Here is a 23,040-nt window from a genome sequence, read left to right as displayed (position 1 = left end):
TCCTTCGCGTCGATGTCGGCGACGCACCGGGAGGGTGCGCCTTGCTGTGACTTCCACTTTTCTGGATCTGCCCTGCTACCGAACGGGAAATGAGAATGAAGAAATGAGCTTCTTCACGTAGGGTGCAGAAATGACCGCCGACGGCTGGTATCGAGACCCTTCCGACCGACGCGCCCGCGACGCGACACCCGAGCTGGACGTCATCAGCCTGGGCCGGCGGGTCCGCCACCTGCGCAAGCGTCGCGGCCTGACCCTGGACCAGGTCTCCGCGACCGTCGGCACCGCGCCGAGCCAGCTCAGCCTGATCGAGAACGGCAAGCGAGAACCCCGGCTCAGCCTGCTGCGGGCGCTCGCCTCGGCGTTCGACGTCACCCTCGACGATCTGCTCGGCGCCGAACCGCCCACCCGGCGCGCGGCCCTGGAGATCGCGCTGGAGAAGGCGCAGCGTGGGCCGCTGTACCAGTCACTGGGCCTGCCGACCATCCGGGTCGGCCCGCGCACGTCCACCGAGGTGCTGGAGGCGATCGTCGGCCTGCAGGGCGCCCTGGAGCGGCAGCTGGAGGAGCAGATCGCCACGCCGGAGGAGGCGCGCCGGGCGAACACGGAGCTGCGGGCCGAGATGCGGCGCCGCGACAACTACTTCCCCGCCATCGAGCAGGAGGCCGGTGCCCTGCTCGGCGCCGTCGGCTACACCGGCGGGCCCCTGTCCCAGCACGTCATCGCCGACATCGCCCGGCACCTCGACTTCACCCTGCACCACGTCGGCAACCTGCCCCACTCCACCCGGTCCGTCACCGACCTGAAGCACCGCCGGATCTACCTGCCGCAGGGCAGCGGCGACGGGCACGACCCGCGGTCGGTACTGCTGCAGGCGCTCGGCCACCACGTGCTCGGCCACGGCACGCCGGGCAACTACGGCGAGTTCCTCCGCCAGCGGGTCGAGACCAACTACTTCGCCGCCGCGCTCCTGCTGCCCGAGGCCGCCACCGTGGCCTTCCTGCAGCGGGCCAAGGCGGCCCGGGAGCTGGCCGTCGAGGACATCCGGGACGCGTTCGCCGTCTCCTACGAGACCGCGGCCCACCGGTTCACCAACCTGGCCACCCACCACCTCGGCATCCCGCTGCACTTCCAGAAGGTGCACCGCTCCGGGATCATCTACAAGGCGTACGAGAACGACGGCGTCAGCTTCCCCGCCGACCACACGGGAGCGATCGAGGGACAGCCGGTGTGCCGGTACTGGACGTCGCGCGAGGTGTTCGACGTGCCGGACCAGTTCTCCGCGTTCAACCAGTACACCGACACCCCCGCGGGCACCTACTGGTGCACCGCGCGCACCGAGCACAGCGCGGGCGGACTGTTCTCGCTGAGCATCGGCCTGCCGTACGCCCACGTGAAGTGGTTCCGCGGCCGGGAGACGACGGCGCGCTCGGTGTCCCGCTGCCCCGACCCGGACTGCTGCCGGCGGCCTCCCGCGCAGCTCGCCGAGGCCTGGGCCGGGCAAGCGTGGCCCAGCGCCCGGGCGCACTCGCACCTGATGGCGGCCCTGCCGCCCGGCGCGTTCCCCGGTGTGGACGAGACCGAGGTGTACGAGTTCCTGCAGACCCAGGCCGAGCGCTGACGCCCCCCTTTCCTCACGTGGGTTCGGCGTCGCGGGGGATCGTCACCACCCACACGAAGTCGGCGACGGGCGAGGCGGCCTCGAAGACCCGGTCGTGGCCGGCGTCGAGCCGCGCCGATCGTGTCGGGTCGATCAGCCGGTCCGCCTCCCCCACCCGCACCCGCACTTCGCCCCCCGTCACGTGCACCATGGACGCCGGCGCGCCCACGGCGGCTCCGGCCTCGTACCGATCCCCACGGATCAGGTGCCAGGTCCACAACTCGATGGTCGCCGCGGGCGTCTCGACGGCGTTGACGAGGTAGGCCCAGCTTCCCGCCGGCGTCGACCAGACCGCCACGCCGTCCGGCGCGGGACGGTCGAGCACGCCGATCAATGCGGAGAAGCTGGTGCCGAGCGCCCCGGCGATCTTGTCGACCGTGGTGAGGCTGGGGTTGGCCTGACCCAGTTCGACCTGGGTGAGCATCCGCCGACTGACGCCACTGCGCTCGGCGAGGCTGACCACGCTCAGGTCCTGGCTCGTCCGGATCGCGCGGATGCGCGCTCCGACGAGGCGGGCCACGTCGGGCCGGATCTGCTCGCTCATCCACTGCTCCTCGCGTTCCGCACGCCTGGTGAGCCGGTCACTCCGACTCTAGGCGCACGATCAAATTGAGCACTATAGTGCTCAGAGGAGAGGTCGACCGACGACGGAGGTGGCGTGACCGGGGCACCGCGGCTCAGCCCGGGACGGGCCGGGGGGCAACCCCGCCGCCGCGGGCCCGTGCTGCGGTGGCAGGTGGGCTACGGGACGTTCGGTGTGCCGCAGGCGGCCGCACCGATCGCCTTCGCGCTGGTGGCCCTGGCGGTCACCGGGTCCGCCGCGGCCGGAGCGGCGCTCGTCTTCGCGATGACCACCGCGCAGGTGCTCGGCGCGGTCCCGGTGTCACGCCTGGGCGCTCGCTTCGACAGCGTCCACTACCTGCGCGGGCTGATCGCGCTGCGCACCCTCGCGCTCGCCGTGCTGACGGTGCTCGCCGCGGTGGGAGTCCCCTTCCCCTGGCTGGTCGTCCCGGTCGCCGCGGCGGGCCTGGTCAACGGTGCCGCCTACGGCTACCTCCGGCTGCTGCTCAACCATCTGGTCGAACCCGGCCGCCTGCCTCGGGCGCTCGGCGTCGCCGCCACCCTGAACGAGGTCACCTTCGCCGCCGCCCCGGCGCTCGCCGCGCTGCTCGGCGCGATCTCGCCGACGTGGGCGCTGGCGACGGTCACCGCGCTCGGCGTCGCGCCGCTGCTGCTGATCCCGAGCATCCCGGGATCGGCACCCGCCCGGGCCACGGACCCCACATCGGGACGCCGGCCTCGTGAGCCGATGCCGCGCGGCGTCGTCCTCTGGCTGCTGTGTGCCGGCGCCAGCGGCGCCGTCGTCGCGGCCGTCGAGGTCGGGGCGGTCTCCTTCGCGCTCGCCCTCGGGCTCGAGGCCGGCTGGGCGTTCCTCTTCGCCCTGGCGCTCTGCGCGGGCTCGGTGACCGGCGGGATCTGGGTCAGTGTCCGCAACCGCGTCCCGGGGCTGGCGACGGTCGCCGCGTTCCTCGCCGTCACGGCGGCGGCGGCCGGGCTGATTCTCGCCGCCGGACACCTCGTCACGACGTTGGCGGCGGCCGCCGTCGTCGGCTTCCTCCTGCCGGTGCTCGGTACCTTCTACTCCCTCGTCGTCGATCGGCTGGCGCCTCCGCACCGCCGCGCCGAGCTGTTCGCCCTGTTGCGCACCGCCAACAACCTCGGAGTCATCACCGTCAGCGGCATGCTCGCGCTGCTCGGCCTGCGCGCGGCGCTCGTCGGCGCGTTCGCGCTGCTGGTGCTCGCCACCGTCCTCGTGACGGTGCACGCCGTGCGCGTCCGCGGGGCGCTGCCGTCTGCCCCCGGTACCGCGCACGCGTGAGCGGTCGCGTCAGCGGGTGTCGAGCGCGGTGAGGATCCGCTCCACGGATCCGCCGAGGTTCCACTGCTCGCCGAGCGCCTGGACCCGTTCGCGGTCCTTCCCCGTCACCGGGCGCAGCCGCGCGTCGCCCCTCCCCAGGCCGAGGTCGAGATCCCGGACGACCCGCACGACGGGGGCGGCGGCGGCCAGGTAGTCCGTGGCCGCGGTGATCTTCGCCCGCGCGCCGCGGGACATGGTGCTACCCGGGTCCGACGCCGCGGTGATCACACCGTCGAGGTCGCCGTGGTCGGCGATCAGCCCGGCCGCCGTCTTCTCGCCGACGCCGGCGACGCCGGGAAGCCCGTCCGAGGTGTCCCCGCGCAGCGTCGCGAAGTCCGCGTACTGGGCCGCGCCGATGCCGTACTTCTCCCGGATCACGGCATCGGTCACCACCTCGATCCTGTTCATCCCGCGGGCCGTGTTGATCACCCGGACCCCGGCATCGTCGTCCACCAGCTGGAACAGGTCCCGGTCCGAGGTGACGATGTCGACCGGCGTCGTCGCGCGCGTCGCCAGGGTCCCGATCACGTCGTCGGCCTCGTGGTCCTCCGCTCCCACCCGGGTGATGCCCAGGGCCGCCAGGACCTCCCGGATCACCGGCACCTGCGGCTCGAGCAGCTCCGGCACCTCCTCGACGTCGACACCGTCGGGGTCCTCGCGGCGTACCCGGTGGGCCTTGTAGCTCGGGATCAAGGCGGTGCGCCAGTGTGGCCGCCAGTTCTCGTCCCAGCACGCCACCAGCTCGCTCGGCTCGTACTCGCCGATCAACCGGGCGATGGCGTCGAGCAGCCCGCGCACCGCGTTGACGCTGGTGCCGTCCGGCGCCTTCAGCGAGTCCGGCAATCCGTGGAAGGCCCGGAAGTACATGGCGGCGGTGTCGAGCAGCATGAGGCGATCGGCCATGCGCAGATCATGGCACGACGGCGCGTCCCCCACGAGTCGAGCAGGTGGCGTGGTCGGTACGCGGCACCGGCCGGCGAGTGACTCAGTGATTGACCGAGCGCATGCCGTTCTCGTCGTAGCGCTCACCGGAGGCGACGCCCACCGGGGCCACCTCGTCGAGCGCGGCCAGCTCGTCCGCCGTGAGCTCCAGCTCGGCGGCCGCGACGTTCTCCCGCAGATAGGTGCGCCGCTTGGTGCCGGGGATCGCCACCGCGGACTCCTGCGCGAGCACCCAGGCGAGGGCGAGCTGGCCGGGCGTGACCTTGCGGGCGTCGGCCAGTTCCCTGACCTTCGCGACGACGGCGAGATTCGCGTCCATGTTCTCGCCGCTGAACCGCGGCGCGTGCTTGCGGAAGTCGTCGGCGGCGAGCTGGTCCGGGCTGGTGATCGCACCGGTCAGCAGGCCCCGGCCCAGCGGCGAGTACGCGACGAAGGCGATGCCCAGCTCCCGGGTGGTGGCCAGCACCCCATTGGCCTCGGGCTCGCGCTGGAACAGCGAGTACTCGGTCTGCACGGCCGAGATCGGGTGCGCCGCGTGCGCCCGGCGGATGGTCTCCGGCGCCGCCTCGCTGATGCCCAGATACCGGACCTTGCCCTCGGTGACGAACTCGGCGAGGGCGCCGATGGTCTCCTCGACCGGCCGGTTCGGGTCGATCCGGTGCACGTAGTAGAGGTCCACGTGGTCGCGCTGCAGGTTCTTCAGCGACCGCTCGAGCGCCGTGCGGGCGTACTCCGGGCTGCCGTTGACCGGGCCCCGGCTGCCATCGTCGCCGATCTCGGAACCGAACTTGGTGGCCAGCGCGTACTCGTCGGCGCGGTGGCCGATCGCCTTCGCGATCAGCTGTTCGTTGATGAACGGCCCGTACAGCTCGGCCGTGTCGATCAGGCTCACGCCGAGGTCGAGGGCGAGGTTGAGCGTGGCGGCGGACTCGTCGTCGTCGCGCGGGCCGTAGAACGCGCTCATCCCCATCGCGCCGAGTCCCTCGTTGCTGGCCCGCAGCCCCTGACTGCCCCACGGCACCGTTCTCATGGCGTCCTCCTCATGCTCGCGTCATCCGGTCCTCCGCCAGCATCCTCTCCCGGCCCGGATCCCGCCAGTGCGACTAGGCTGCCGACCAGGGCCGGCCACCGGAGCCGGCCACGACCGGGAGGAGAGGCACATGTCGAAGGAGAACGAGGCGCGACTGTCCGCCGACGGACTCAGCCGCAACCTCGGTGGGGAGTACGCCCAGGAGCACGGGTACGGCGACGCCGACACCTACTCCGACGGGTCGGAGAAGCACCTGCCGGCCGAGCCGCTGCACGCGCACGGCCACGACGAGCCGCGCGACACCACGGGCAGGGGACCGGACACGGAGTCCGCGGAGCCGAACGAGGACCGGACCGAGCACCTGGAGGAGGCCGCGTTCGGCGAGCGCGGCTCGGGCAAGACCGACCCGGGCGCGTTCACCCAGGCGCCGGGCTGAGCCCGTCATCGCCACGGACGCCGGCGGCCCGGGCTGATGATCAGCCCGGGCCGTCGTGCGTCGACCGGTGACGCGTCACCGGTCGGTGGAGGGACGCCTCACCAGTCGTAGAAGCCGCGCCCGGACTTCTTGCCCAGCTCCCCGGCGGCCACCTTGTCGCGCAGCAGCTGCGGCGGGGCGAACCGGTCGCCGAGGGTGGAGGCGAGGTACTCGGCGATGCCGAGCCGCACGTCCAGCCCGACGATGTCGGTGAGCTTGAGCGGTCCGACGGGGTACTTGTAGCCGAGCACCATCGCGGCGTCGATGTCCTCGGCGGAGGCGACGCCCTCCTCGAGCATCCGGATCGCCTCGAGCCCGATGGCGACGCCGAGGCGGGAGGACGCGAAGCCGGGGGCGTCCCGGACGACGACGGGCGTCTTGTCGAGGTCGCGCACCCAGGCCGGGGCGAGGTCGCGCAGCTCGTCGCCGGTTCGCTCGCCGATGACGACCTCGACCAGGCCGGAGGCGGGCACGGGGTTGAAGAAGTGCAGCCCGCAGAACCGCTCGGGGTGGCGCAGGTGCGCCGCCAGGTCGTCGACGGACAGGGACGACGTGTTGGTCGCCAGCCACGCGTTGGCGCCCAACCGCTTCTCGACCTCCGTCAGCGCCGTGACCTTGAGGTCGACGTCCTCGGGCACCGCCTCGACGACGAGGCCCCGACCGGTGAAGGCGTCGTAGTCCGTGGAGACGCTCAGCCGACCGGTCAGGGTGCCGAGGTCGTCGCCCGTCGTGCCCCGGTCGACCGAGGTCTGCAGCGAGGATCCGACCCGCTCGCGGGCCGCCGCCGCGGCTGCCTCGTCGCGCTCGACCACGACCACCTCCGCGCCGGCCAGGACGAAGGCGTGGGCGATGCCCGCGCCCATCCGGCCGCCGCCGAGGACCCCCACCCGGGTGGGGATGGAGGTGGGGATGCTGGTCGGGCTCATGCGGGGTTTCCCTTCGTGGTTCGGGAGGCCCGCTTGGCGAGGAACGCGTCCATGCGGGCGAACTTGGCGTCGGATTCGAACAGGATGCCCTGGGCGAGGGTGTCGATCGCCGGGTGGGCCTCGCGCGGGGCGTGGAAGACGGTCTTGGTCAGCCGGACGGCGAGCGGGTCCTGGGCGGCGATCCGGTCGGCGAGCGCGTGGGCGGCGTCGAGCAGGTCGGCCGATTCGTGCACCTCGGTGATCAGCCGCGCGGCGAGCGCCTCGTCGGCGGTCAGCACCCGGCCCGCGAGCAGGATCTCCTTGGCCAGGGGCTCCCCGACGACCTCCTTGAGCCGCCACGTGGCGCCCGCGCCGGCGGTGATGCCCAGGCCGGTCTCCGGCTGGCCGATCTTCAGGCTGGGCGTGCCGATGCGGAAGTCGGCCGCGAGCGCGAGTTCCGCGCCGCCGCCGAGGGCGAACCCGTCGAGCGCGGCGATGACCGGCATCGGCAGTTGCGCGATGCGGATGAAGACGTTGGCGTTGATCCCGGCGAGGGCCTCCTCGCGACGGCGTTCCCGCAGCTGGGCGATGTCCGCACCGGACGCGAAGACCCCCTTCCGGGACTCCGTGGCCGGGGTGCCGGAGAGGATGAGGATCCGCGGTTCACGCTCGAGCCGGTCGCAGACGTCGTGCAGCTCGGCGACCATGGTGGCGTCGATGGCGTTGCGCACCTCGGGGCGGTCGAGGGCGACGTGGAGCCGGTCCTCCCGCTCGTCGACGAGCAGCGTCGTGTAGTCCGGCATGTTCACACCCGTTCCAGCAGCAGGGCGGTGCCCTGGCCGACGCCGACACACATGGTGGCCAGGCCCTTGTCGGCGCCCTCGCGTTCCATCCGGCCGAGCAGGGTGATCGCGATCCGGGAGCCGGACGAGCCGAGCGGGTGGCCGAGCGCGATCGCGCCGCCATCGTTGTTCACGATCGACGGATCCAGGCCGAGCCTGCGGATGCAGGCCAGGGACTGGCTGGCGAAGGCCTCGTTCAACTCGACGGCTCCGATGTCGTCCACCGTCCAGCCGGTGCGGCCGAGCACCTTCTGCGTGGCCGGGACCGGGCCGATGCCCATGATGGGCGCGGGCACGCCGGCGGAGGCCCCGTCGACGATCCGTGCCCGCGCCGTCAGGCCGTACCGTTCGACCGCGGCCTCGGAGGCGACGACGATGGCCGAGGCGCCGTCGTTCAGGGAGCTGGAGTTGCCGGCGGTCACCACGCTGCCGCCCTTGACGACGGGCTTGAGCTTGCCGAGGACCTCGGCGGTGGTGCCCTCGCGCGGGCCCTCGTCGGTGTCGACGACGGTCTCGCCCTTGCGGGTCTTCACGGTGACGGGGACGATCTCGTCGGCGAACCTGCCCGCCTCGATCGCGGCGAGCGCCTTCTCCTGCGAGCCGACGGCGAACGCGTCGGCGTCCTCCCGGGTGATGCCGTCGACGCGGGCGACCTCCTCGGCCGTCTCCGGCATCGAGTAGGTCGTCTTCTCCTGGGCCTGGAAGATCGGGTTGACGAACCGCCAGCCGATGGAGGTGTCGAAGGTGTCCCCCGGCTTGGCGAAAGCCGTCGTCGGCTTGGCCATCACCCAGGGCGCGCGGGACATCGACTCGACGCCGCCGGCGACGACGACGTCCGCCGCACCGGCCTTGATCATGTGGCTGGCCATGATGATGGCGCTCATGCCCGAGGCGCAGAGTCGATTCACGGTGATGCCGGGGACGCTGTCCTCGTAGCCGGCGAGCAGCCACGCCATGCGGGCGACGTTGCGGTTCTCCTCGCCGGCGCCGTTGGCGTTGCCGAGGATCACCTCCTCGACGCTGCTCGAGGGGATGCCGGCCCGCTGCACGGCCTCCTTGACGACGAGGGCCGCCAGGTCGTCGGGGCGGACGGACGACAGGGCGCCGCCGTACCGGCCGACCGGGGTGCGGGCACCGCCGACGAGAAATGCTTCGGGCATCGGGAACTCCTTCGTCCAGCTGCGGGGTCGGCTCGTCCCTCCGTCACGGGCACAGGGGTCCCCCTCCGACGAAATACCGACCGATCGTTCAAGAATGGCACGGGGCGCGGGCCGGGTCAATGTCGTGACGCCCGCTCGCCCGGTCAGTGTGCGGCCGGCCCCGCCACGGCGGTCATCACGGCACGCATCGACGCCTCGTAGTCGGCGTCCCGGTCGGGGGCCATCACGGGCCGAAGGATCCAGGCCTGCAGCAGTCCCGCGACGGCCGGCGTCAGCAGCACGGCGCGGCGGTGCGCGTCGGCCGGCGACAGCAGCGGACCCTCGTCGCCGTCGGCGAACCAGGCGGCAAGATACCCGGCCACGGCCGTGCTCACCCGGCCGTAGGCCTCCTGGGCGAGCTGCGCCATCGGGTCCGACACCGTCGCGAGCGCCCACACCTGGACGACCAGTCCGCTGCCGCGCGGCACCGCGAGCGTGCGCATCAGCTCGCCGAGCACATCGGCGGGCGGGCGCACCGGGCGTTCCTCCGCCGCGACGGCGAGAGCCGTCAGCCGGATCTCGAACGCCCGCGTGGCGACCGCGCGAATCAGCTCGTCCTTGCCCGAGAAGTACCCGTAGATCGCGCCGGCGGACAGGCCGGAGGCCTCAATGATGTCGGCCATCGAGATCTCGTGCAGGCCTCGCGCCCGGGCGCGCTCGAGGGTGGCCTCGGTGATCCGGTCGATCATCTGTCGCCGGTGGGCATCGCTGACGCGGGGCATGGGACGAGGGTACCAACCAAACCGAACGATCATTCTTGATACTGCGGTCGGTCCGTGGTCTCATGGAGAACGACCGTTCTTTTTTTCGATGACGGCGCACCCGCCGTCCTCCGGCACGCGAGGATCACCATGAGCACGTCCACCACTCTCTCCCCGCCCGTCGGCGACACCCCCGCCGCGCCGGGCGGCCTGCCGACGGTTCGCCACCGCACTCGGTGGCGGGCCACCCTGCTGGCCGGCCTCGGTGCCGCGCTCGCGGTCGCCGTCGTGCTGCTGGCCTTCGTATGGCCGACCGTCACCTCGAGCGTGAAGGACCTGCCCGTGGTCGTCGCGGGCTCCGGTGAGGCCGCGAGCACCCTGCACCGGACGCTGGCAGACGACGGCCGCTTCGACGTGCGCGACGCCGCGACCCGCGATGATGCCAAGTCCGCCCTGACGCACCGCGACGCGTACGCGGCCTTCGTCGTCTCCGGCTCCTCGCTGGAGGTGATGACCGCCTCGGCCGGCTCACCGACGGCGACCCAGCTGGTGGCCCAGCAGGCCGCGCTCATCGGCCAGGGAATGCAGCGGGACGCCATCACCGCACAGACGGCGCTCGCGCGCGCCGCCGCGACGGCCGGCGCGAAGGCGGCGGCCGCGCAGGCCGTCGTGGGGACCCTGCAGGGGGTGGCGACGCAGCAGTTCCCGACCCCGGCGTCCCACACCGGACCCGCGTGGGCGGCCTTCTCGGCGCAGCTCGCGGGCGCGCAGCAGCGGGCCACGGCGGCAGCGAACGCGGCGTCGACAGCCGCCGCCGCGGTGACCGCCGCACCCAGGCCGTCGATCACCACCACCGACGTCGCCCCGCTCAGTTCCGGCGACCCGCGCGGCGCCGGTCTGGCGCTGCTCGGCCTTCCGCTGGCGATGGGCGGCATGATCGGTGGCCTGATCGTCTCCCTGCTGATCTCCGGTTTCGGCCGGCGGATCGCCGCCGCCACGACCTACGCCGTCGTCGGCGGCCTCGCCCTGATCGTCATCATGCAGCCGTGGTTCGGCTTGCTCCAGGGCCCGTTCCTGCTCAACTGGCTGGCGATGGGACTGGGCCTGTTCGCCACCGCGATGACGATCGTCGGCCTCGAGTCGCTGCTGGGTCGCCCCGGCATCCCGATCGGCGCGATCCTGACGATGTTCGTGGGCAACCCGCTGTCCTCTCTCGCGTCACCGCCGGAGTTCTTGCCGTGGGCGTGGGGCGCCATCGGCCAGTGGTTCGTGCCCGGTGCGACCGGCAACCTGCTGCGCGATCTCTCCTACTTCCCCGACGCGAGCACGGCGCACGGCTGGCTGGTGCTGGTGTGCTGGTCCGCGGCGGGCGTGCTGCTCGCGGTGCTGGGCCGGCACCGGAACGAGGAGAGGGTGCACCTGGCCGGGACCTCGGAGGACGACGGGGAGTCCCCTGCAGCCGCCCCCGCCGGCGGCGCCCGGCCGGCCGGCGAGCCGGAGGGGGTCAGCGCGTCGCACGGGAGGCACGCCGCCAGCTCCTGAGGGGCGGCGCGTCACCGGCCCCTGGCGCGTCACCGGAGGGGCAGCGCGTCACCGGCTCCCGGCCGTTCTCGGCCTTCTGCCTTCCGTCTTCCCGAGCTCGCCGTCGGTCGAGTGGCCACACCCGGCGCCACCCCTCGCCGAGTGGCCCGAAACCGCGCCCAACCCGCCCCCATCACGACAACCTCCGCACACTCGGTGAGAGGGTGAGGTGGCGAGCGGCGCGGGCTGTGGATAACCCGATCCAGTCGGCGCCACTATCGGTCATGCTGCGTCCATGCGACCCGTTCGACCCCTGCCGTCGACCCTCCGTGATGCGTGCTTCACCGTGCATCACGCGCTCGATCTCGGCGTCACACCTGCACGGCTTCGCGGTCGTGATCTGGCGTCGCCGTCGCGATCGCTCCGGTGGGCCTCCCCCACCGCGCCGGACCCGCTTGCCGTAGCACGCGGGCTCCTGCTCTTGCATGGCGACGCGGTCGTCAGCCATCAGACCGCCGCGCTCTGGTGGCAGCTTCCTCTTCCCGAGCGCCTGCGAGCGGACCCGATGGTCCACCTCACGCTCCCGGCGCGCGACGGGTCCGTCACTCATGTCCGGCGACGGGGAGTGGTGTCCCATCGGGCGGCGCTGCCGGAGGACGACATCTGGCCGCTCGGGCGCTGGATCGTCACCAGCGTCGAGCGGACTTACCTCGATCTTGCGTCGGCGCTGAGGGAGGATGAACTGGTCGAGCTCGGAGACGCCATCGTGTGCGCGCATGATGACGACCGCCCCTCGAGCCGCGGCACGTTCAGTACGCCCGCCCGACTCGTCGAGCGATGCGAGAGCTCGCACGCCCGTGGCGTACGCCGAGCCCGCGCAGCCCTGGATCTCATCCGGGTCGGCAGTGACTCGGTCCAGGAGACCCGCCTCCGCCTCGCCCTCGTGCGCGCGGGCCTTCCGGAACCCGAGCTGAACGTCGTCCTCGCGGTACCGGGGCGGCCGCGACGAGTCTTCCCGGACCTCGCGTACCGGCGCCGCCGACTCTCGGTGCAGTACGACGGCGCCCACCATGCCGACCCCCGGCAGCACCAGCTCGATATCGAGCGCGCCGACCTGACCGCCGCAGCTGGTTGGGCCGAGGTGCGCATCAGCGCCGACGATCTGCGTGTCCTGGTTCCCCACCGAACGGGGTTGGTGCCTCGAGCCGTGGTGAAGGTCGAGGAGGCACTCCGGGCACAGGCGGCCCTGGCCCGGTGACGTCGTTCGATCAACCCTCGCCGAATGGCCCGAAACCGCACCCAACCCGCCGCCGGCACGACAACCTCCGCACACTCGGCGAACAGCGAGCAGCCGGCCCGGGCGCCGGCCCCCGCCGAATGGCCCGAAACCGCACCCAACCCGCCGCTGGCACGACAACCTCCGCACACTCGGCGAGCAGCGGTCCCGCCCGGGCGCCGGCCCCCGCCGAATGGCCCGAAACCGCACCCAACCCGCCGCTGGCACGACAACCTCCGCACACTCGGCGAACAACCCTCCCGCCCGGGCGCCGGCCCCCGCCGAATGGCCCGAAACCGCACCCAACCCGCCGCCGGCACGACAACCTCCGCACACTCGACGAGCAGCCCTCCCGCCCGGGCGCCAGCCCCCGCCGAATGGCCCGAAACCGCACCCAACCCGCCGCCGGCACGACAACCTCCGCACACTCGGCGAACAGCGAACAGCGGGCAGCGGGCAGACACTCGGCGAGCAGCGGGCCGCGGGCGGCGAGCCGCCGAGCGGCGGCCGACAGCGAGGCCTCAGAACCCCAGACCGGCCAGCGACTGGCGCAGCGTCTCCGCCGAGTCCCGCAGCAGGCCCAGCTCCCGGCCGTTCATCGGCACCTCCAGCACCCGCTCGATCCCGCGCCGGCCCACGATGGTCGGCACCGACAGCGCCACCCCGGAGACGCCGGCGTAGTCGTCGAGCACGCTGGAGACCGGCAGGACGGAGTGTTCGTGCCGCAGCACCGCCTCCACGATGCGGGCACCGGAGAGGCCGATAGCGTAGTTGGTCGCGCCCTTGCCGCGGATCACCGTGTAGGCGGCGTTGACCACCTGGTCGGTGAGCTGCTCGAGGTACTCCCAGGTGAACAGCTGCCGCCCGTCGACGGTCCAGTCCCGGATCGGCACCAGACCGATGGTCGCGCTGGACCACAGCGGGAACTCGCTGTCCCCGTGTTCGCCCACGATGGTCGCGTGCACGCTGGACGTCGCCACGCCGGCCTTCCGCGAGATCAGCCACCGCAACCGGGACGTGTCCAGCACCGTGCCGGAGGAGAACACCCGGTGGGCCGGCAGGCCGCTGATCTGCCGGGCGGCGACGGTGAGCACGTCGCAGGGATTGGTGACGAGGACGTACACCGCGTCCGGCGCCTGCTCCAGCAGCCGCGGCAGCACACTGCGCAGGATCGCGATGTTGGCGCCGGCGAGGTCGAGCCGCGTCTGCCCCGGCTGCTGCTTCGCCCCGGCGGTGATGACGACGATGTCGGCACCGGCCACGACGGCGATGTCGTCCCCGCCGACGATCGTCGACGAATCCGTGAACTGGGTCCCGTGGGCCAGGTCCAGCACCTCCGCCTCGACCTTCGCGGCGGCGATGTCATAGAGCGCCACCTCGCGTGCGGAACCACGGATGAGGGCGGCGTACGCGAGTGAGGTGCCCACCGCTCCGGCGCCGACGACGGCGAGCTTGGTCCGGGACATCGTGGTCATGGCGGGTCCTCTCCCCGAGCGCCGAGCCCACCCACGGCGGGCCGTTCCGCCACCAGCCTAGGAATCGGGGCGGCCACCCCGCCACTAGACTTGCGGGGTGACGACGCCAGGCGAACCGAATCCCTCGCGGCGGGACGAGGTCCCCGCCTCCGTCTCCGATCTCTTCGACCCGCAGCAGTGGCGCGTGGTCGAGGGCTTCGACCTCACCGACATCACGTACCACCGGCAGGTCGAGCGCGACCCCGACGGCGCCGTCGTGAAGGACCTGCCGACCGTGCGCGTCGCCTTCGACCGGCCCGAGGTGCGCAACGCCTTCCGCCCGCACACCGTCGACGAGCTGTACCGTGCGCTCGACCATGCCCGGATGACTCCCGACGTCGGCACCGTGCTGCTGACCGGCAACGGCCCCTCCCCCAAGGACGGCGGCCACGCGTTCTGCTCCGGCGGGGACCAGCGGATCCGCGGCCGCGACGGCTACCGCTATGCCGAGGGGCAGACCTCCGAGACCGTCGATCCTGCCCGCGCCGGCCGGCTGCACATCCTCGAGGTGCAGCGCCTGATCCGGACCATGCCGAAGGTCGTCATCGCCGTCGTCAACGGCTGGGCGGCCGGCGGCGGCCACAGCCTGCACGTCGTCTGCGACCTGACCATCGCCTCCCGCCAGCACGGGAAGTTCAAGCAGACCGACGCGACCGTCGGCTCCTACGACGCCGGCTACGGGTCGGCGCTGCTGGCCCGGCAGGTCGGCCAGAAGGCCGCCCGCGAGATCTTCTTCCTCGCCCGCGAGTACTCGGCCGAGGACATGGTGCGGATGGGCGCCGTCAACGAGGCCGTCGACCACGGTGACCTGGAGCGCACCGCCCTGGCGTACGCCGCCGACATCGCCCGCCAGTCCCCGCAGGCCATCCGGATGCTCAAGTTCGCGTTCAACCTGCCCGACGACGGCCTCTTCGGCCAGCAGGTGTTCGCCGGGGAGGCCACCCGGCTCGGGTACATGACCGACGAGGCCGTCGAGGGCCGGGACGCGTTCCTGGCCAAACGTGACCCGGACTGGTCCCGCTTCCCGCACTACTTCTGAGCCGCCGCCCGATGAGCACCACGCTGCGTTCCCTGCACCTCCCGCGCGGCGCCGACCCGCTGGCCCTGCTCGACCCGCTCGCGGCCGCCCTGTCCGGCGGTCCCGCCGTCGTCGCCTCCCCCGACCCGCGGGTCCTCGCCACGGTGACCGAGGCGGCCGACCGGGCCGGGCTGCCCGCGGGCACCGCCGCGATCGTCTCGACGTCCGGTTCGACCGGCACCCCCAAGCGCACCCTGCTGCCCGCCTCCGCCCTGCGCGCCTCGGCCGACGCCACCCGTGCGGTCCTGGGTGGGGCCGGACAATGGCTGCTGGCCCTGCCCGGGCACTACGTCGCCGGGCTCCAGGTGCTCTCCCGCTCGGTGTTCGACGGCACTCGGCCGGTGGTCGTCCCCGACAACGCCCCCTTCGACGGCACGGCGTTCCGCGCGGCCGTCGCCCGGATGAGCGGCCCCCGGCGCTACGCCTCGATGGTGCCCGCGCAGCTGGCCCTGCTGGTGGACGGCGCTCCCGGCCGCCCCGTCGACGCCACCGAACGAGCGGCCGACCTGGAGGCCCTGCGCGGCCTGGACACGATCCTGCTCGGCGGCGCCCGTGCGGACGAGACCCTGCTGCACCGGGTCCGCGACGCCGGGGTGCGGGTGGTCACCACCTACGGCATGAGCGAGACCTGCGGCGGCTGCGTGTACGACGGCGTCCCGCTGCCCGGCGTGCGCGCCGAGATCGCGGACGACGTGATCCGGCTCGGCGGGCCGGTGGTCGCGGGCGGCTATCTCGGGGACCCGGAGCTGACCGCCGCCGCGTTCAGCGAGCATGACGGCGTCCGCTGGTTCACCACCAGCGACACCGGCACCCTCGACGCGGCCGGCTTGACCGTCACCGGGCGCGCGGACGACGTCATCAACACCGGCGGCCTCAAGGTCTCCGCGACGGTGCTGGCCCGGACCATCGAGGAACTGCCCGGCGTCCGCAACGCCTTCGTCACCGGGCTGCCGGATCCGGTGTGGGGGCAGCGGGTCGCGGCCTGGGTGGCCGGCACCGTCCCCGCCGAGACGATCCGCGCGCACGTCGCCGACCGGCTCGGCGGCCGGCTCGCCCCGAAGGTGCTGCGGCGCGGGACGAGGCTGCCGATGCTGCCGACGGGAAAGCCGGACCGGCAGCGCATGATCGAGGACCTGACCGCAGAGGCAGCATCGACGACGACGGCCCCGCGGGCCGAACGGGAGGCATGAGCGTGGCGACGACGGCGCAGTGGGTGGAGGGGGCCCGGCTGCGGACCCTGCCGATGGCGATGGCCCCCGTGATCGCCGGGTCCGCTGCGGCGGCCGGCCTGGGAGCGTTCCACCCGGTCCGGGCGCTGCTGGCCCTCGTCGTGGCCCTCCTGCTGCAGATCGGCGTCAATTACGCCAACGACTACTCGGACGGCATCCGCGGCACCGACGACGCCCGCGTGGGCCCGCTGCGGCTGGTCGGCTCCGGGGCGGCGACGCCGGGTGCGGTCAAGCGCGCCGCCTTCGGCTGCTTCGGCGCGGCCATGGTGGCCGGGCTGCTGCTCGTGGTGCTCAGCGGTACGTGGTGGCTGTTGCTGGTGGGCGCCGCCTCGGTGGTGGCGGCGTGGTACTACACCGGCGGTTCACGGCCCTACGGCTACCACGGCCTGGGCGAGGTGTTCGTGTTCGTCTTCTTCGGTCTCGTGGCGACCCTGGGCACCACCTACACCCAGGCCCTGACCGTGAGCGGGCCCGCGATCGTCGCCGCCGTCGCCACCGGCCTGATCGCCACCGCCCTGCTGATGGTCAACAACATCCGGGACATCCCGACGGACAGCGCGGTGGGCAAGCGCACGCTCGCGGTCCGTCTGGGCGACCGGGCCGCCCGGGGCACCTACGTCGGGATGCTCGCCGTCGCGCTGCTGCTGGTGGTCGTGGTGGTACCGGCGCACCCGTGGCTGCTCGTGGTGCTGCTGCTGGCGCCGGTGTGCGTGCCGCCCTGCCGGCGGGTGCTGACGGCGACCGACCGGGCCGCACTGATCCCCGTCCTGCGACAGACCGGCATCATCAATCTCGCGTACAGCCTGCTGTTCACCCTCGGGATCGTGCTCGACCTCGCCGGCTGAGCTGCACGCCGGGAAGGCCAGCGGCGGTCAGGCGCCGCGGCGTCGCTCGGTGACCGACTCGACGCGGTCGGACGCGACCGCGGTAGCGCCCCGGGGCTTCTCGTCGGGCGTCACCACCTGCTCGTGCTCGTCCCAGTAGCCGTCCTCGGCGGCGGCGTCGTCGAGCTCACCGGAGGAGCGGCGACCGGTCCGTCCGGTGATACGGCCACCCACCTGGGTGGCCGCGGCGGTGCGCAACCGGCCGAAGAAGAGGTAGCTGATGCAGAACGAGGCGACCAGCGCGACCAGCAGCGACATGACGATGCCCAGCCGCAGCAGCAGTCCGAGGGCGAAGATCAGCGCGACGAGGCCGAGTCGGGCGGCGGAGTACTTCAGAAGGGCCACCGCACCAGTGTAGTCGCGGCGGCCGAGGTCGGCCGGCCCGCTCGGGCCTCGCCCAGCGGGCATCCAGCCGTCGCGACTACACTTCCGGCATGCGTTACCTGCCGTTCGCCGTGCTGGCGGTCGCGATGATCTACACCCTCGTCGACTGCGTGCGGTCCGACGGTGCCCGCGTGCGGGCCCTGCCGAAGGCGGCCTGGTTCGCCGTCATCCTCCTGCTCCCGGTCCTCGGCATCGTCCTGTGGTTCCTGCTCGGCCGGCCGCAGGCCGTGGCCGCGTCGAGGCCCGCCGCCCGTCCGCTGGCCCCGGACGACGATCCCCGTTTCCTCTCCGACCTGGCCGAGCGCCGTCGTCGGGAGCGGGCCGCCGAACGCGCCGCCGAGCGGGACCGCTCCGGCGAGGCCCCGCGCGCCGGGACCGAGCACACGCGCGACGAGCAGTCCGGCCGCAACGGCCGCAATCCCGCACAGGGCGCCACCGGCACGGACGACGCCCCCAGCCCCTGAGCACTCCACCGGTGCCCTGAACCACGGAAGCCTCCGCTCGTGCGAGCGGAGGCTTCCGTCATGATCGAGGGACGGCGGGGCGGGTGCCCGGGCCGTCCGGGCTCAGAGCCCGGAGTACGAGTGCAGGCCGGCGAACACGGTGTTGACGACGGTGAAGTTCACGATCACGCACAGGTAGCCGACGATGGACAGCCACGCGGCGCGCGTGCCCGTCCAGCCCCGCGTGGCACGGGCGTGCAGGTACCCGGCGTAGACGGTCCAGATGACGAAGGTCCAGACCTCCTTGGGGTCCCAGCCCCAGTACCGGCCCCACGCGTGCTCCGCCCAGATGGCGCCGGCCATCAGGGTGAAGGTCCAGAACACGAAGCCGACCGCGTTGATCCGGTAGGCGCCGTTCTCCAGCGTCAGGGCGCTCGGCACCCGGCCGAGCAGGACGGAGAGGCGCGGCGTCCGGCCCGCGGCGATCGCCGCCTCGCGGCGCGCCTGCAGCAACTGCAGGACGCTCATGCAGAAGGAGAGCGTGAACAGGGCGGAGGAGAACACCGCGACCGAGACGTGGATGACCAGCCAGTAGCTCTGCAGGGCGGGGATCAGGTGCGCGACCGGGGTGCGGAACGCGATCGTGGCCGCACACAGCATGATCAGCACCAGTCCGATGACGAACGTGCCGAGGAACCGCAGGTCGCGTCGGATCAGCGAGAGGAGGAACACCGCGGCGACGATCAGCGCGCCGGTGGTGCAGAACTCGTACATGTTGCCCCACGGCACGCGGGCGGCCGCGACACCACGGCTGATCACGGCGGCGGCATGGATCAGGACGGCGAGAGTGGTCAGCGCGACGCCGATGCGCGCGGCACGACGGCGTCCGGCGCCGTAACGCAGGTCGTCGCGGGGCACCGTGTCCGTCTGCACCTGCCCGTCGGGGCCGGTGCCGGCCGGGTTGACCGGGCGTTCGCCCGCGCCGCCGCCCGCCATGGCCGGGGCGCGTTCCCGGGATCGCTGGGTGACGGCGGCCTCCGCGGCGCGTGCGTCGATGGCACGCAGCGTCGTCGAGCTGGAGGCCATGTCCCAGGCGAAGGCCACGAAGGCCACCAGGTACACGAACGCGGCCGAGAGCATGAACAGCTCGCTGTACTGGCCGAGGGTCTCGTTGATTCCCATCACAGTCCTGTCGTTCCACGATCGGCGCCGGCGGTTCCCCCGGCGTCATTCTTCCCGTTCGGCGCCCGTTCGGCCACCAGGGCGTCGTCCAGCGCTCGGCCGAGCGCCACGCGTTCGCGTTCGAGCCGGTGGTCCTCACCCCGGGCGAGCAGGCCGTACTCGACCATGACCCGGCCGTCCGACGCCCGTCCGGCCCGCACCCAGGCGCGACGGCGCGGCACGAAGAGCGAGCCGATCAGGCCGAGCAGGGCCGCGGAGGAGAACACCAGGGCCCCGGTGGTGCCGGGGTCGTGCCGCACGTCGATGGCGATGTAGCGCTTGACGCCGTCGAAGGTGATGGACCCCAGGCCGTTCGGCAGCTGCTGCGTCTTGTGGGTCCGGTCCAGCACGATGCCGCCGGCCGGCTTGTCGCGCCCGTTGAGCTGGGTCAGCGTGGAGGTGTCGAGGGCGAACACGGAGGACGGGACACCGTTGTCCAGCCCGAGGTCGCCCTTGAAGGAGTTGAGGTTGAGCTGCGGGAGCAACGGGTCCGGGTCGCCGGAGAAGGCGACCTTGTCCTCTCCGGCCACCGCCGTCGGCAGGAAGAAGCCGACGAAGGAGAGCTGCTCCGGCCTCGCGTCGGGCACCTTGAGCACGAAGGCGGAGGTGTACATGCCGTCGGTCGGGGTGCTGACCACGGGCCCGCTCCACGCGACCTTGCCCTGACCGTCGCGCACGGTGACGACCGGGGCGTAGCCGTTGCCGACGAGGAAGACGCTGCTGCCCCCGAGATCCACCGGCGAGTTCACCTTCAGCGTCTGCTGCTCGGGCGCCGACGACGGCGTCTGCCGCGTGGTCAGGTGGGCGGTGAAGTCGATCGGCTGCCCGTAGTGGGTGGTGGACTCCCGGTCGAAGGTGACGTCGAACTTGTCCAGCTGGACGGAGAACGGGTCCAGGTTGTCGTCGGCGAAGTTGGTGCCCGGGCTGAAGGAGTCGTAGCCGACGAGGGTGTTGACGAAGCTGTCCCCCTCGACGATGGTGCGCTGTCCGCGGTAGCCGAAGAGCCCGCCGACGGCCACCGAGACGAGCACCCCGATCAGGGCCGTGTGGAAGATGAGGTTGCCGGTCTCGCGCAGGTAGCCTCGCTCGGCGGCGGCGGAGGGCCGGTCACCGTCCAGGTCCTGCAGGCGCACGCGGTACCCGCGGCGCTTGAGCACGGCACCGGCCCGCCGGGCGACGTCGGCCGCGGCGGCATCGGTCCCGGCCGGCACCGCGAGCGTGCCGTACTGGGGCATCCGGGAGAGCCGACGCGGCGTCGCCGGCGGCGGCTGCCGCAGCGCCTTGACGTGCGCGATGGTCCGCGGCACGACGCATCCGATCAGGGAGACGAAGAGCAGCAGGTAGATGGCGGAGAACCAGACCGACGCGTAGACGTCGAAGAACTGGAACCGGTCCAGCCAGGGGCCGGTGACCGGATTGTCGTCCAGGTACTGGGTGACCGCGGCGGGATTGGAGGGCCGCTGCGGGAAGAGGGAGCCGGGCACGGCGGCGACGGCGAGCAGCAGGAGCAGCAGCAGGGCGACCCGCATGCTGGTCAGCTGCCGCCACGCCCAGCGCAGCGTCCCGACGACGCCGAGCCGGGGCAGGGCGGGCCCGCCCTCCCCCGGTCGCCGCGTCGTGCCGCGGCCGGCGGCGGTGGCGCCGGCCGCGTCGTCGGCGGGCCGGTCGGTCTTCAGCGGAGTCAAATCGGCAACCTCACGGAATCGGAGAACCAGGCCTGCAGGTCGGCCACCCAGACGTTCCACACCCCGGTGACCATGAGCAGGCCGACGACGATGAGCAGACCCCCGCCGAGCCGCTGGATGGCGAGCCGGTGCCGTCTCAGCACGGCGAGGGCGCTCGCGCTGCGGCGCAGGGCCAGCGCGATGAGCAGGAACGGGACACCGAGCCCGAGGCAGTAGAACAGGGTCAGCCAGGCGCCGCGCACCGCGCCGGCCCCGTCGGAGAAGGACAGGGCCTGCACGGCGGCGAAGGTCGGCCCGATGCAGGGCGCCCAGCCCAGCGCGAAGGTGAGGCCGAGAACGGGTGCCCCCCACAGACCGGCGGGGGGCCGGGCGTGAATGCGCCGCTCCCCCTGCAGCCGGGAGAAGCCGCCCAGGAACACGACGCCCATCACGATGACGACGAAGCCCAGCAGCTGGGACACCCACGGGGCCCCCTTCAGCCACGCTCCGGCCTGCCCGAACACGGCGCCGATCAAGACGAAGACGATCGAGAAGCCGAGCACGAACAGGCCGACGCCGGCCAGCACCCGGCCACGGCGGTGGTCCTGCAGGTCCGCCCCGGTCAGGCCCGTCACGTAGCCGAGGTAGCCGGGCACGAGCGGCAGCACGCACGGGGAGGCGAAGGAGACGAGGCCGGCGAGCATCGCGACCGGCACGGCGATCAGCATGGAACCGCCCCAGGCGGCCTCGGCGAAGGAGTTGGCCGCGGTGGGTACGCCCAGCTGACCGGCTGCGGAGAGCGTCACGACTGCTGCGCGGCCTGGATGAGGCTCTTCAGGGTGCCCTTGTCGGCGGTGCCGAGGATGCGGGCACTGACTCGGCCCTGCTTGTCCAGCACCAGCGTCGTGGGTACCGACTGCGGGGGGACGTAGCGCGTCATGGCCAGCAGCACGGTGCCGTTGCGGTCCTCGAAGGAGGGGTACGTGGTACCGAAGGTGCGCTCGAAGGCGGCGGCGGTCGCCGCCTCGTCCCGGACGTTCACCCCGTAGAACTGCGTTCCGGAGGCCGAGAACTGGGTGTGCAGGGCCTGCAGGTCCTTGGCCTCGACGCGGCAGGGTGCGCACCCGGCGTACCAGAAGTTGAGGACGGTGACGTGGCCCCGGAAGTCGGCCGCGTCGACGGTCTTGCCGCCGAACAACGTCGAACTGAACTCGACCGGCTCGCCGCGGGTCTCGGCCGCGTACTCGCGCACCGAGCCGTCACCGGCGATGTAGTTCTTCTCGTCCCCGGCACGGGCCTGCTGGGCCAGGCTGTCGCTGGCGGCGCAGCCGGCGAGCACGGGGGCCAGGGCCAGCAGGAGCGAGGCGGCAGCCGTCACGCGGGCGCGAGCAGACGGACGACGAGGGTGGGGCGAGGACATCACCGCGGATTATGCCCCGGGAAGCTGGTCAGCACCTGAGAGCAGGGCGCCCGCGGGCTCGCGATAACCGACGCCGGTCAGCTCGGTGCCGGTGAAGTGGAAGCTCGTCACCGACGCGAGCGCGCACTGCCGTCTGCGCGGGTCGTGCCACAACGGGCGGTGCTCGGCGCTGAGGCGGGTGACCCAGATGGGCAGCTGGTGACTGACCATGATCGCCTCGGCGTCGGCGCCGCCCACGGCCTCGGCCTCGGCGCGGGCGGTGTGCACGGCCGCGACCACGCGCGCCACCTGTGCCCGGTAGGGCTCGCCCCAGCTGGGCCGCAGCGGGTTGATCAGGTACGGCCAGTGCTTCGGCTTGCGCAGTTCCGCGCGCGTCATCCGCAGGCCCTCGAAGTGGTTCTCCGCCTCGATGATGCGGGGCTCGGTGCCGACCGGCAGGCCGAGCGCCGCTCCGACCGGCTCCGCGGTCTGCTGTGCGCGCAGCAGCGGGGAGGCCTTGAGCAGGACGACGCCGGCGCCGGCAGCGGCACGCCGGCCGAAGTGCTCGGCCACGGTCTCGGCCATCCGCCGGCCGAGATCGGAGAGGCCGTACCCGTCGAGGCGGCCGTAGAGCACATGGGCAGGGTTGTGCACCTCGCCGTGGCGAAGCAGATGAACCGTGGGCATGCCCCCAGTCTCCCAGAACCACCGACCCGCGCCGATTCCTGCCGACTCCGGCCACTCGGTCCAAGGTCGAG

General features: G+C 72.7%; 23 protein-coding genes. 9 read left to right on the top strand and 14 right to left on the bottom strand.

Going from position 1 to position 23,040, the window contains the following annotated elements; translation table 11 throughout:
• Positions 1–130 precede the first annotated feature (130 nt).
• Entirely contained in the window at positions 131–1,618 is a 1,488-nt protein-coding gene (locus IEX22_RS02545) for a helix-turn-helix domain-containing protein (RefSeq protein WP_188665872.1), read from the top strand.
• Positions 1,619–1,631: 13 nt separating this feature from the next.
• On the opposite strand, the gene IEX22_RS02540 is transcribed toward IEX22_RS02545, so the two are convergent.
• The gene (locus tag IEX22_RS02540) at positions 1,632–2,201 is read right to left on the bottom strand and encodes a helix-turn-helix domain-containing protein (protein ID WP_188665869.1); all 570 of its coding nucleotides are present in this window, start codon (positions 2,199–2,201) and stop codon (positions 1,632–1,634) included.
• A 114-nt stretch (positions 2,202–2,315) separates the two neighbouring features.
• On the opposite strand from IEX22_RS02540, the gene IEX22_RS02535 reads away from it, so the two are divergent.
• Complete coding sequence (locus tag IEX22_RS02535; protein WP_188665866.1) at positions 2,316–3,536, top strand: MFS transporter; 1,221 nt, start codon at positions 2,316–2,318, stop codon at positions 3,534–3,536.
• 9 nt (positions 3,537–3,545) lie between these two features.
• On the opposite strand, the gene IEX22_RS02530 is transcribed toward IEX22_RS02535, so the two are convergent.
• Both IEX22_RS02530 and IEX22_RS02525 read right to left on the bottom strand, forming a co-directional pair.
• Positions 3,546–4,478 (bottom strand): 5'-3' exonuclease, encoded by a 933-nt coding sequence (locus IEX22_RS02530; RefSeq protein ID WP_188665863.1) that lies wholly within the window; start codon positions 4,476–4,478, stop codon positions 3,546–3,548.
• Positions 4,479–4,560: 82 nt separating this feature from the next.
• Positions 4,561–5,547, bottom strand: a complete 987-nt coding sequence (locus IEX22_RS02525; protein ID WP_188665860.1) for an aldo/keto reductase — start codon at positions 5,545–5,547, stop codon at positions 4,561–4,563.
• A gap of 130 nt (positions 5,548–5,677) precedes the next feature.
• Between IEX22_RS02525 and IEX22_RS02520 the strand changes: the two genes are divergently transcribed.
• The gene (locus tag IEX22_RS02520; RefSeq protein ID WP_188665856.1) at positions 5,678–5,983 is read left to right on the top strand and encodes a hypothetical protein; all 306 of its coding nucleotides are present in this window, start codon (positions 5,678–5,680) and stop codon (positions 5,981–5,983) included.
• A 98-nt stretch (positions 5,984–6,081) separates the two neighbouring features.
• On the opposite strand, the gene IEX22_RS02515 is transcribed toward IEX22_RS02520, so the two are convergent.
• The 4 genes from IEX22_RS02515 to IEX22_RS02500 form a co-directional block, all read right to left on the bottom strand.
• Positions 6,082–6,948 (bottom strand): 3-hydroxyacyl-CoA dehydrogenase family protein, encoded by an 867-nt coding sequence (locus IEX22_RS02515; protein ID WP_188665854.1) that lies wholly within the window; start codon positions 6,946–6,948, stop codon positions 6,082–6,084.
• Positions 6,945–7,730 carry an enoyl-CoA hydratase/isomerase family protein gene (locus IEX22_RS02510; RefSeq protein WP_188665852.1) on the bottom strand — a complete coding sequence of 262 codons (786 nt, stop codon included), beginning with the start codon at positions 7,728–7,730 and terminating at the stop codon, positions 6,945–6,947. Before IEX22_RS02510 ends, IEX22_RS02515 begins: the two co-directional genes overlap by 4 nt.
• 2 nt (positions 7,731–7,732) lie before the next feature.
• On the bottom strand, positions 7,733–8,929 hold the full coding sequence (locus IEX22_RS02505) for a thiolase family protein (RefSeq protein ID WP_188665847.1): 1,197 nt from the start codon (positions 8,927–8,929) through the stop codon (positions 7,733–7,735).
• 143 nt (positions 8,930–9,072) lie between these two features.
• On the bottom strand, positions 9,073–9,690 hold the full coding sequence (locus tag IEX22_RS02500) for a TetR/AcrR family transcriptional regulator (RefSeq protein WP_188665844.1): 618 nt from the start codon (positions 9,688–9,690) through the stop codon (positions 9,073–9,075).
• 129 nt (positions 9,691–9,819) lie between these two features.
• Here IEX22_RS02500 and IEX22_RS02495 point away from each other — a divergent pair, with 129 nt between their 5' ends.
• Together IEX22_RS02495 and IEX22_RS02490 are read left to right on the top strand one after the other, a co-directional pair.
• Positions 9,820–11,211 (top strand): ABC transporter permease, encoded by a 1,392-nt coding sequence (locus tag IEX22_RS02495; RefSeq protein WP_188665841.1) that lies wholly within the window; start codon positions 9,820–9,822, stop codon positions 11,209–11,211.
• 274 nt (positions 11,212–11,485) lie between these two features.
• Entirely contained in the window at positions 11,486–12,448 is a 963-nt protein-coding gene (locus IEX22_RS02490) for a putative endonuclease domain-containing protein (RefSeq protein WP_188665838.1), read from the top strand.
• Between the two features lie 539 nt (positions 12,449–12,987).
• On the opposite strand, the gene IEX22_RS02485 is transcribed toward IEX22_RS02490, so the two are convergent.
• On the bottom strand, positions 12,988–13,941 hold the full coding sequence (locus IEX22_RS02485; protein ID WP_229659704.1) for an L-lactate dehydrogenase: 954 nt from the start codon (positions 13,939–13,941) through the stop codon (positions 12,988–12,990).
• A 97-nt stretch (positions 13,942–14,038) separates the two neighbouring features.
• Here IEX22_RS02485 and IEX22_RS02480 point away from each other — a divergent pair, with 97 nt between their 5' ends.
• The 3 genes from IEX22_RS02480 to IEX22_RS02470 are packed head-to-tail and all read left to right on the top strand — an operon-like array spanning position 14,039 to position 17,132.
• Positions 14,039–15,019, top strand: coding sequence for a 1,4-dihydroxy-2-naphthoyl-CoA synthase (locus tag IEX22_RS02480; RefSeq protein WP_188665835.1), 981 nt, complete (start codon positions 14,039–14,041; stop codon positions 15,017–15,019).
• 11 nt (positions 15,020–15,030) lie between these two features.
• Complete coding sequence (locus IEX22_RS02475) at positions 15,031–16,248, top strand: AMP-binding protein (RefSeq protein ID WP_188665832.1); 1,218 nt, start codon at positions 15,031–15,033, stop codon at positions 16,246–16,248.
• A 2-nt stretch (positions 16,249–16,250) separates the two neighbouring features.
• Positions 16,251–17,132, top strand: a complete 882-nt coding sequence (locus tag IEX22_RS02470; protein WP_188666119.1) for a 1,4-dihydroxy-2-naphthoate polyprenyltransferase — start codon at positions 16,251–16,253, stop codon at positions 17,130–17,132.
• 27 nt (positions 17,133–17,159) lie between these two features.
• Here IEX22_RS02470 and IEX22_RS02465 read toward each other — a convergent pair whose 3' ends face one another.
• The gene (locus IEX22_RS02465; protein WP_188665829.1) at positions 17,160–17,516 is read right to left on the bottom strand and encodes a DUF4229 domain-containing protein; all 357 of its coding nucleotides are present in this window, start codon (positions 17,514–17,516) and stop codon (positions 17,160–17,162) included.
• 89 nt (positions 17,517–17,605) lie between these two features.
• Between IEX22_RS02465 and IEX22_RS02460 the strand changes: the two genes are divergently transcribed.
• The gene (locus IEX22_RS02460; protein ID WP_188665826.1) at positions 17,606–18,019 is read left to right on the top strand and encodes a PLD nuclease N-terminal domain-containing protein; all 414 of its coding nucleotides are present in this window, start codon (positions 17,606–17,608) and stop codon (positions 18,017–18,019) included.
• Between the two features lie 102 nt (positions 18,020–18,121).
• On the opposite strand, the gene ccsB is transcribed toward IEX22_RS02460, so the two are convergent.
• The 5 genes from ccsB to IEX22_RS02435 all read right to left on the bottom strand — a co-directional run bounded on the left by ccsB (position 18,122) and on the right by IEX22_RS02435 (position 22,969).
• Positions 18,122–19,180 (bottom strand): c-type cytochrome biogenesis protein CcsB, encoded by a 1,059-nt coding sequence (ccsB, locus tag IEX22_RS02455; RefSeq protein ID WP_438816575.1) that lies wholly within the window; start codon positions 19,178–19,180, stop codon positions 18,122–18,124.
• Entirely contained in the window at positions 19,180–20,895 is a 1,716-nt protein-coding gene (gene resB / locus IEX22_RS02450; RefSeq protein WP_438816579.1) for a cytochrome c biogenesis protein ResB, read from the bottom strand. The genes ccsB and resB overlap by 1 nt, the downstream gene beginning before the upstream one ends.
• Positions 20,896–20,900: 5 nt before the next feature.
• Entirely contained in the window at positions 20,901–21,611 is a 711-nt protein-coding gene (locus tag IEX22_RS02445) for a cytochrome c biogenesis CcdA family protein (protein ID WP_188666116.1), read from the bottom strand.
• A gap of 74 nt (positions 21,612–21,685) precedes the next feature.
• Positions 21,686–22,303 carry a TlpA family protein disulfide reductase gene (locus IEX22_RS02440; protein ID WP_188665820.1) on the bottom strand — a complete coding sequence of 206 codons (618 nt, stop codon included), beginning with the start codon at positions 22,301–22,303 and terminating at the stop codon, positions 21,686–21,688.
• A 9-nt stretch (positions 22,304–22,312) separates the two neighbouring features.
• Positions 22,313–22,969, bottom strand: a complete 657-nt coding sequence (locus tag IEX22_RS02435; RefSeq protein WP_188665817.1) for a histidine phosphatase family protein — start codon at positions 22,967–22,969, stop codon at positions 22,313–22,315.
• Positions 22,970–23,040: the final 71 nt, after the last annotated feature.

Origin of the sequence: Tersicoccus solisilvae, assembly GCF_014643255.1 — a bacterium.
Classification (GTDB): Bacteria; Actinomycetota; Actinomycetes; order Actinomycetales; family Micrococcaceae; genus Tersicoccus; species Tersicoccus solisilvae.
The sequence above is the reverse complement of the archived record's forward strand: the minus strand, read 5'-3'. Positions and strand labels throughout refer to the sequence as shown.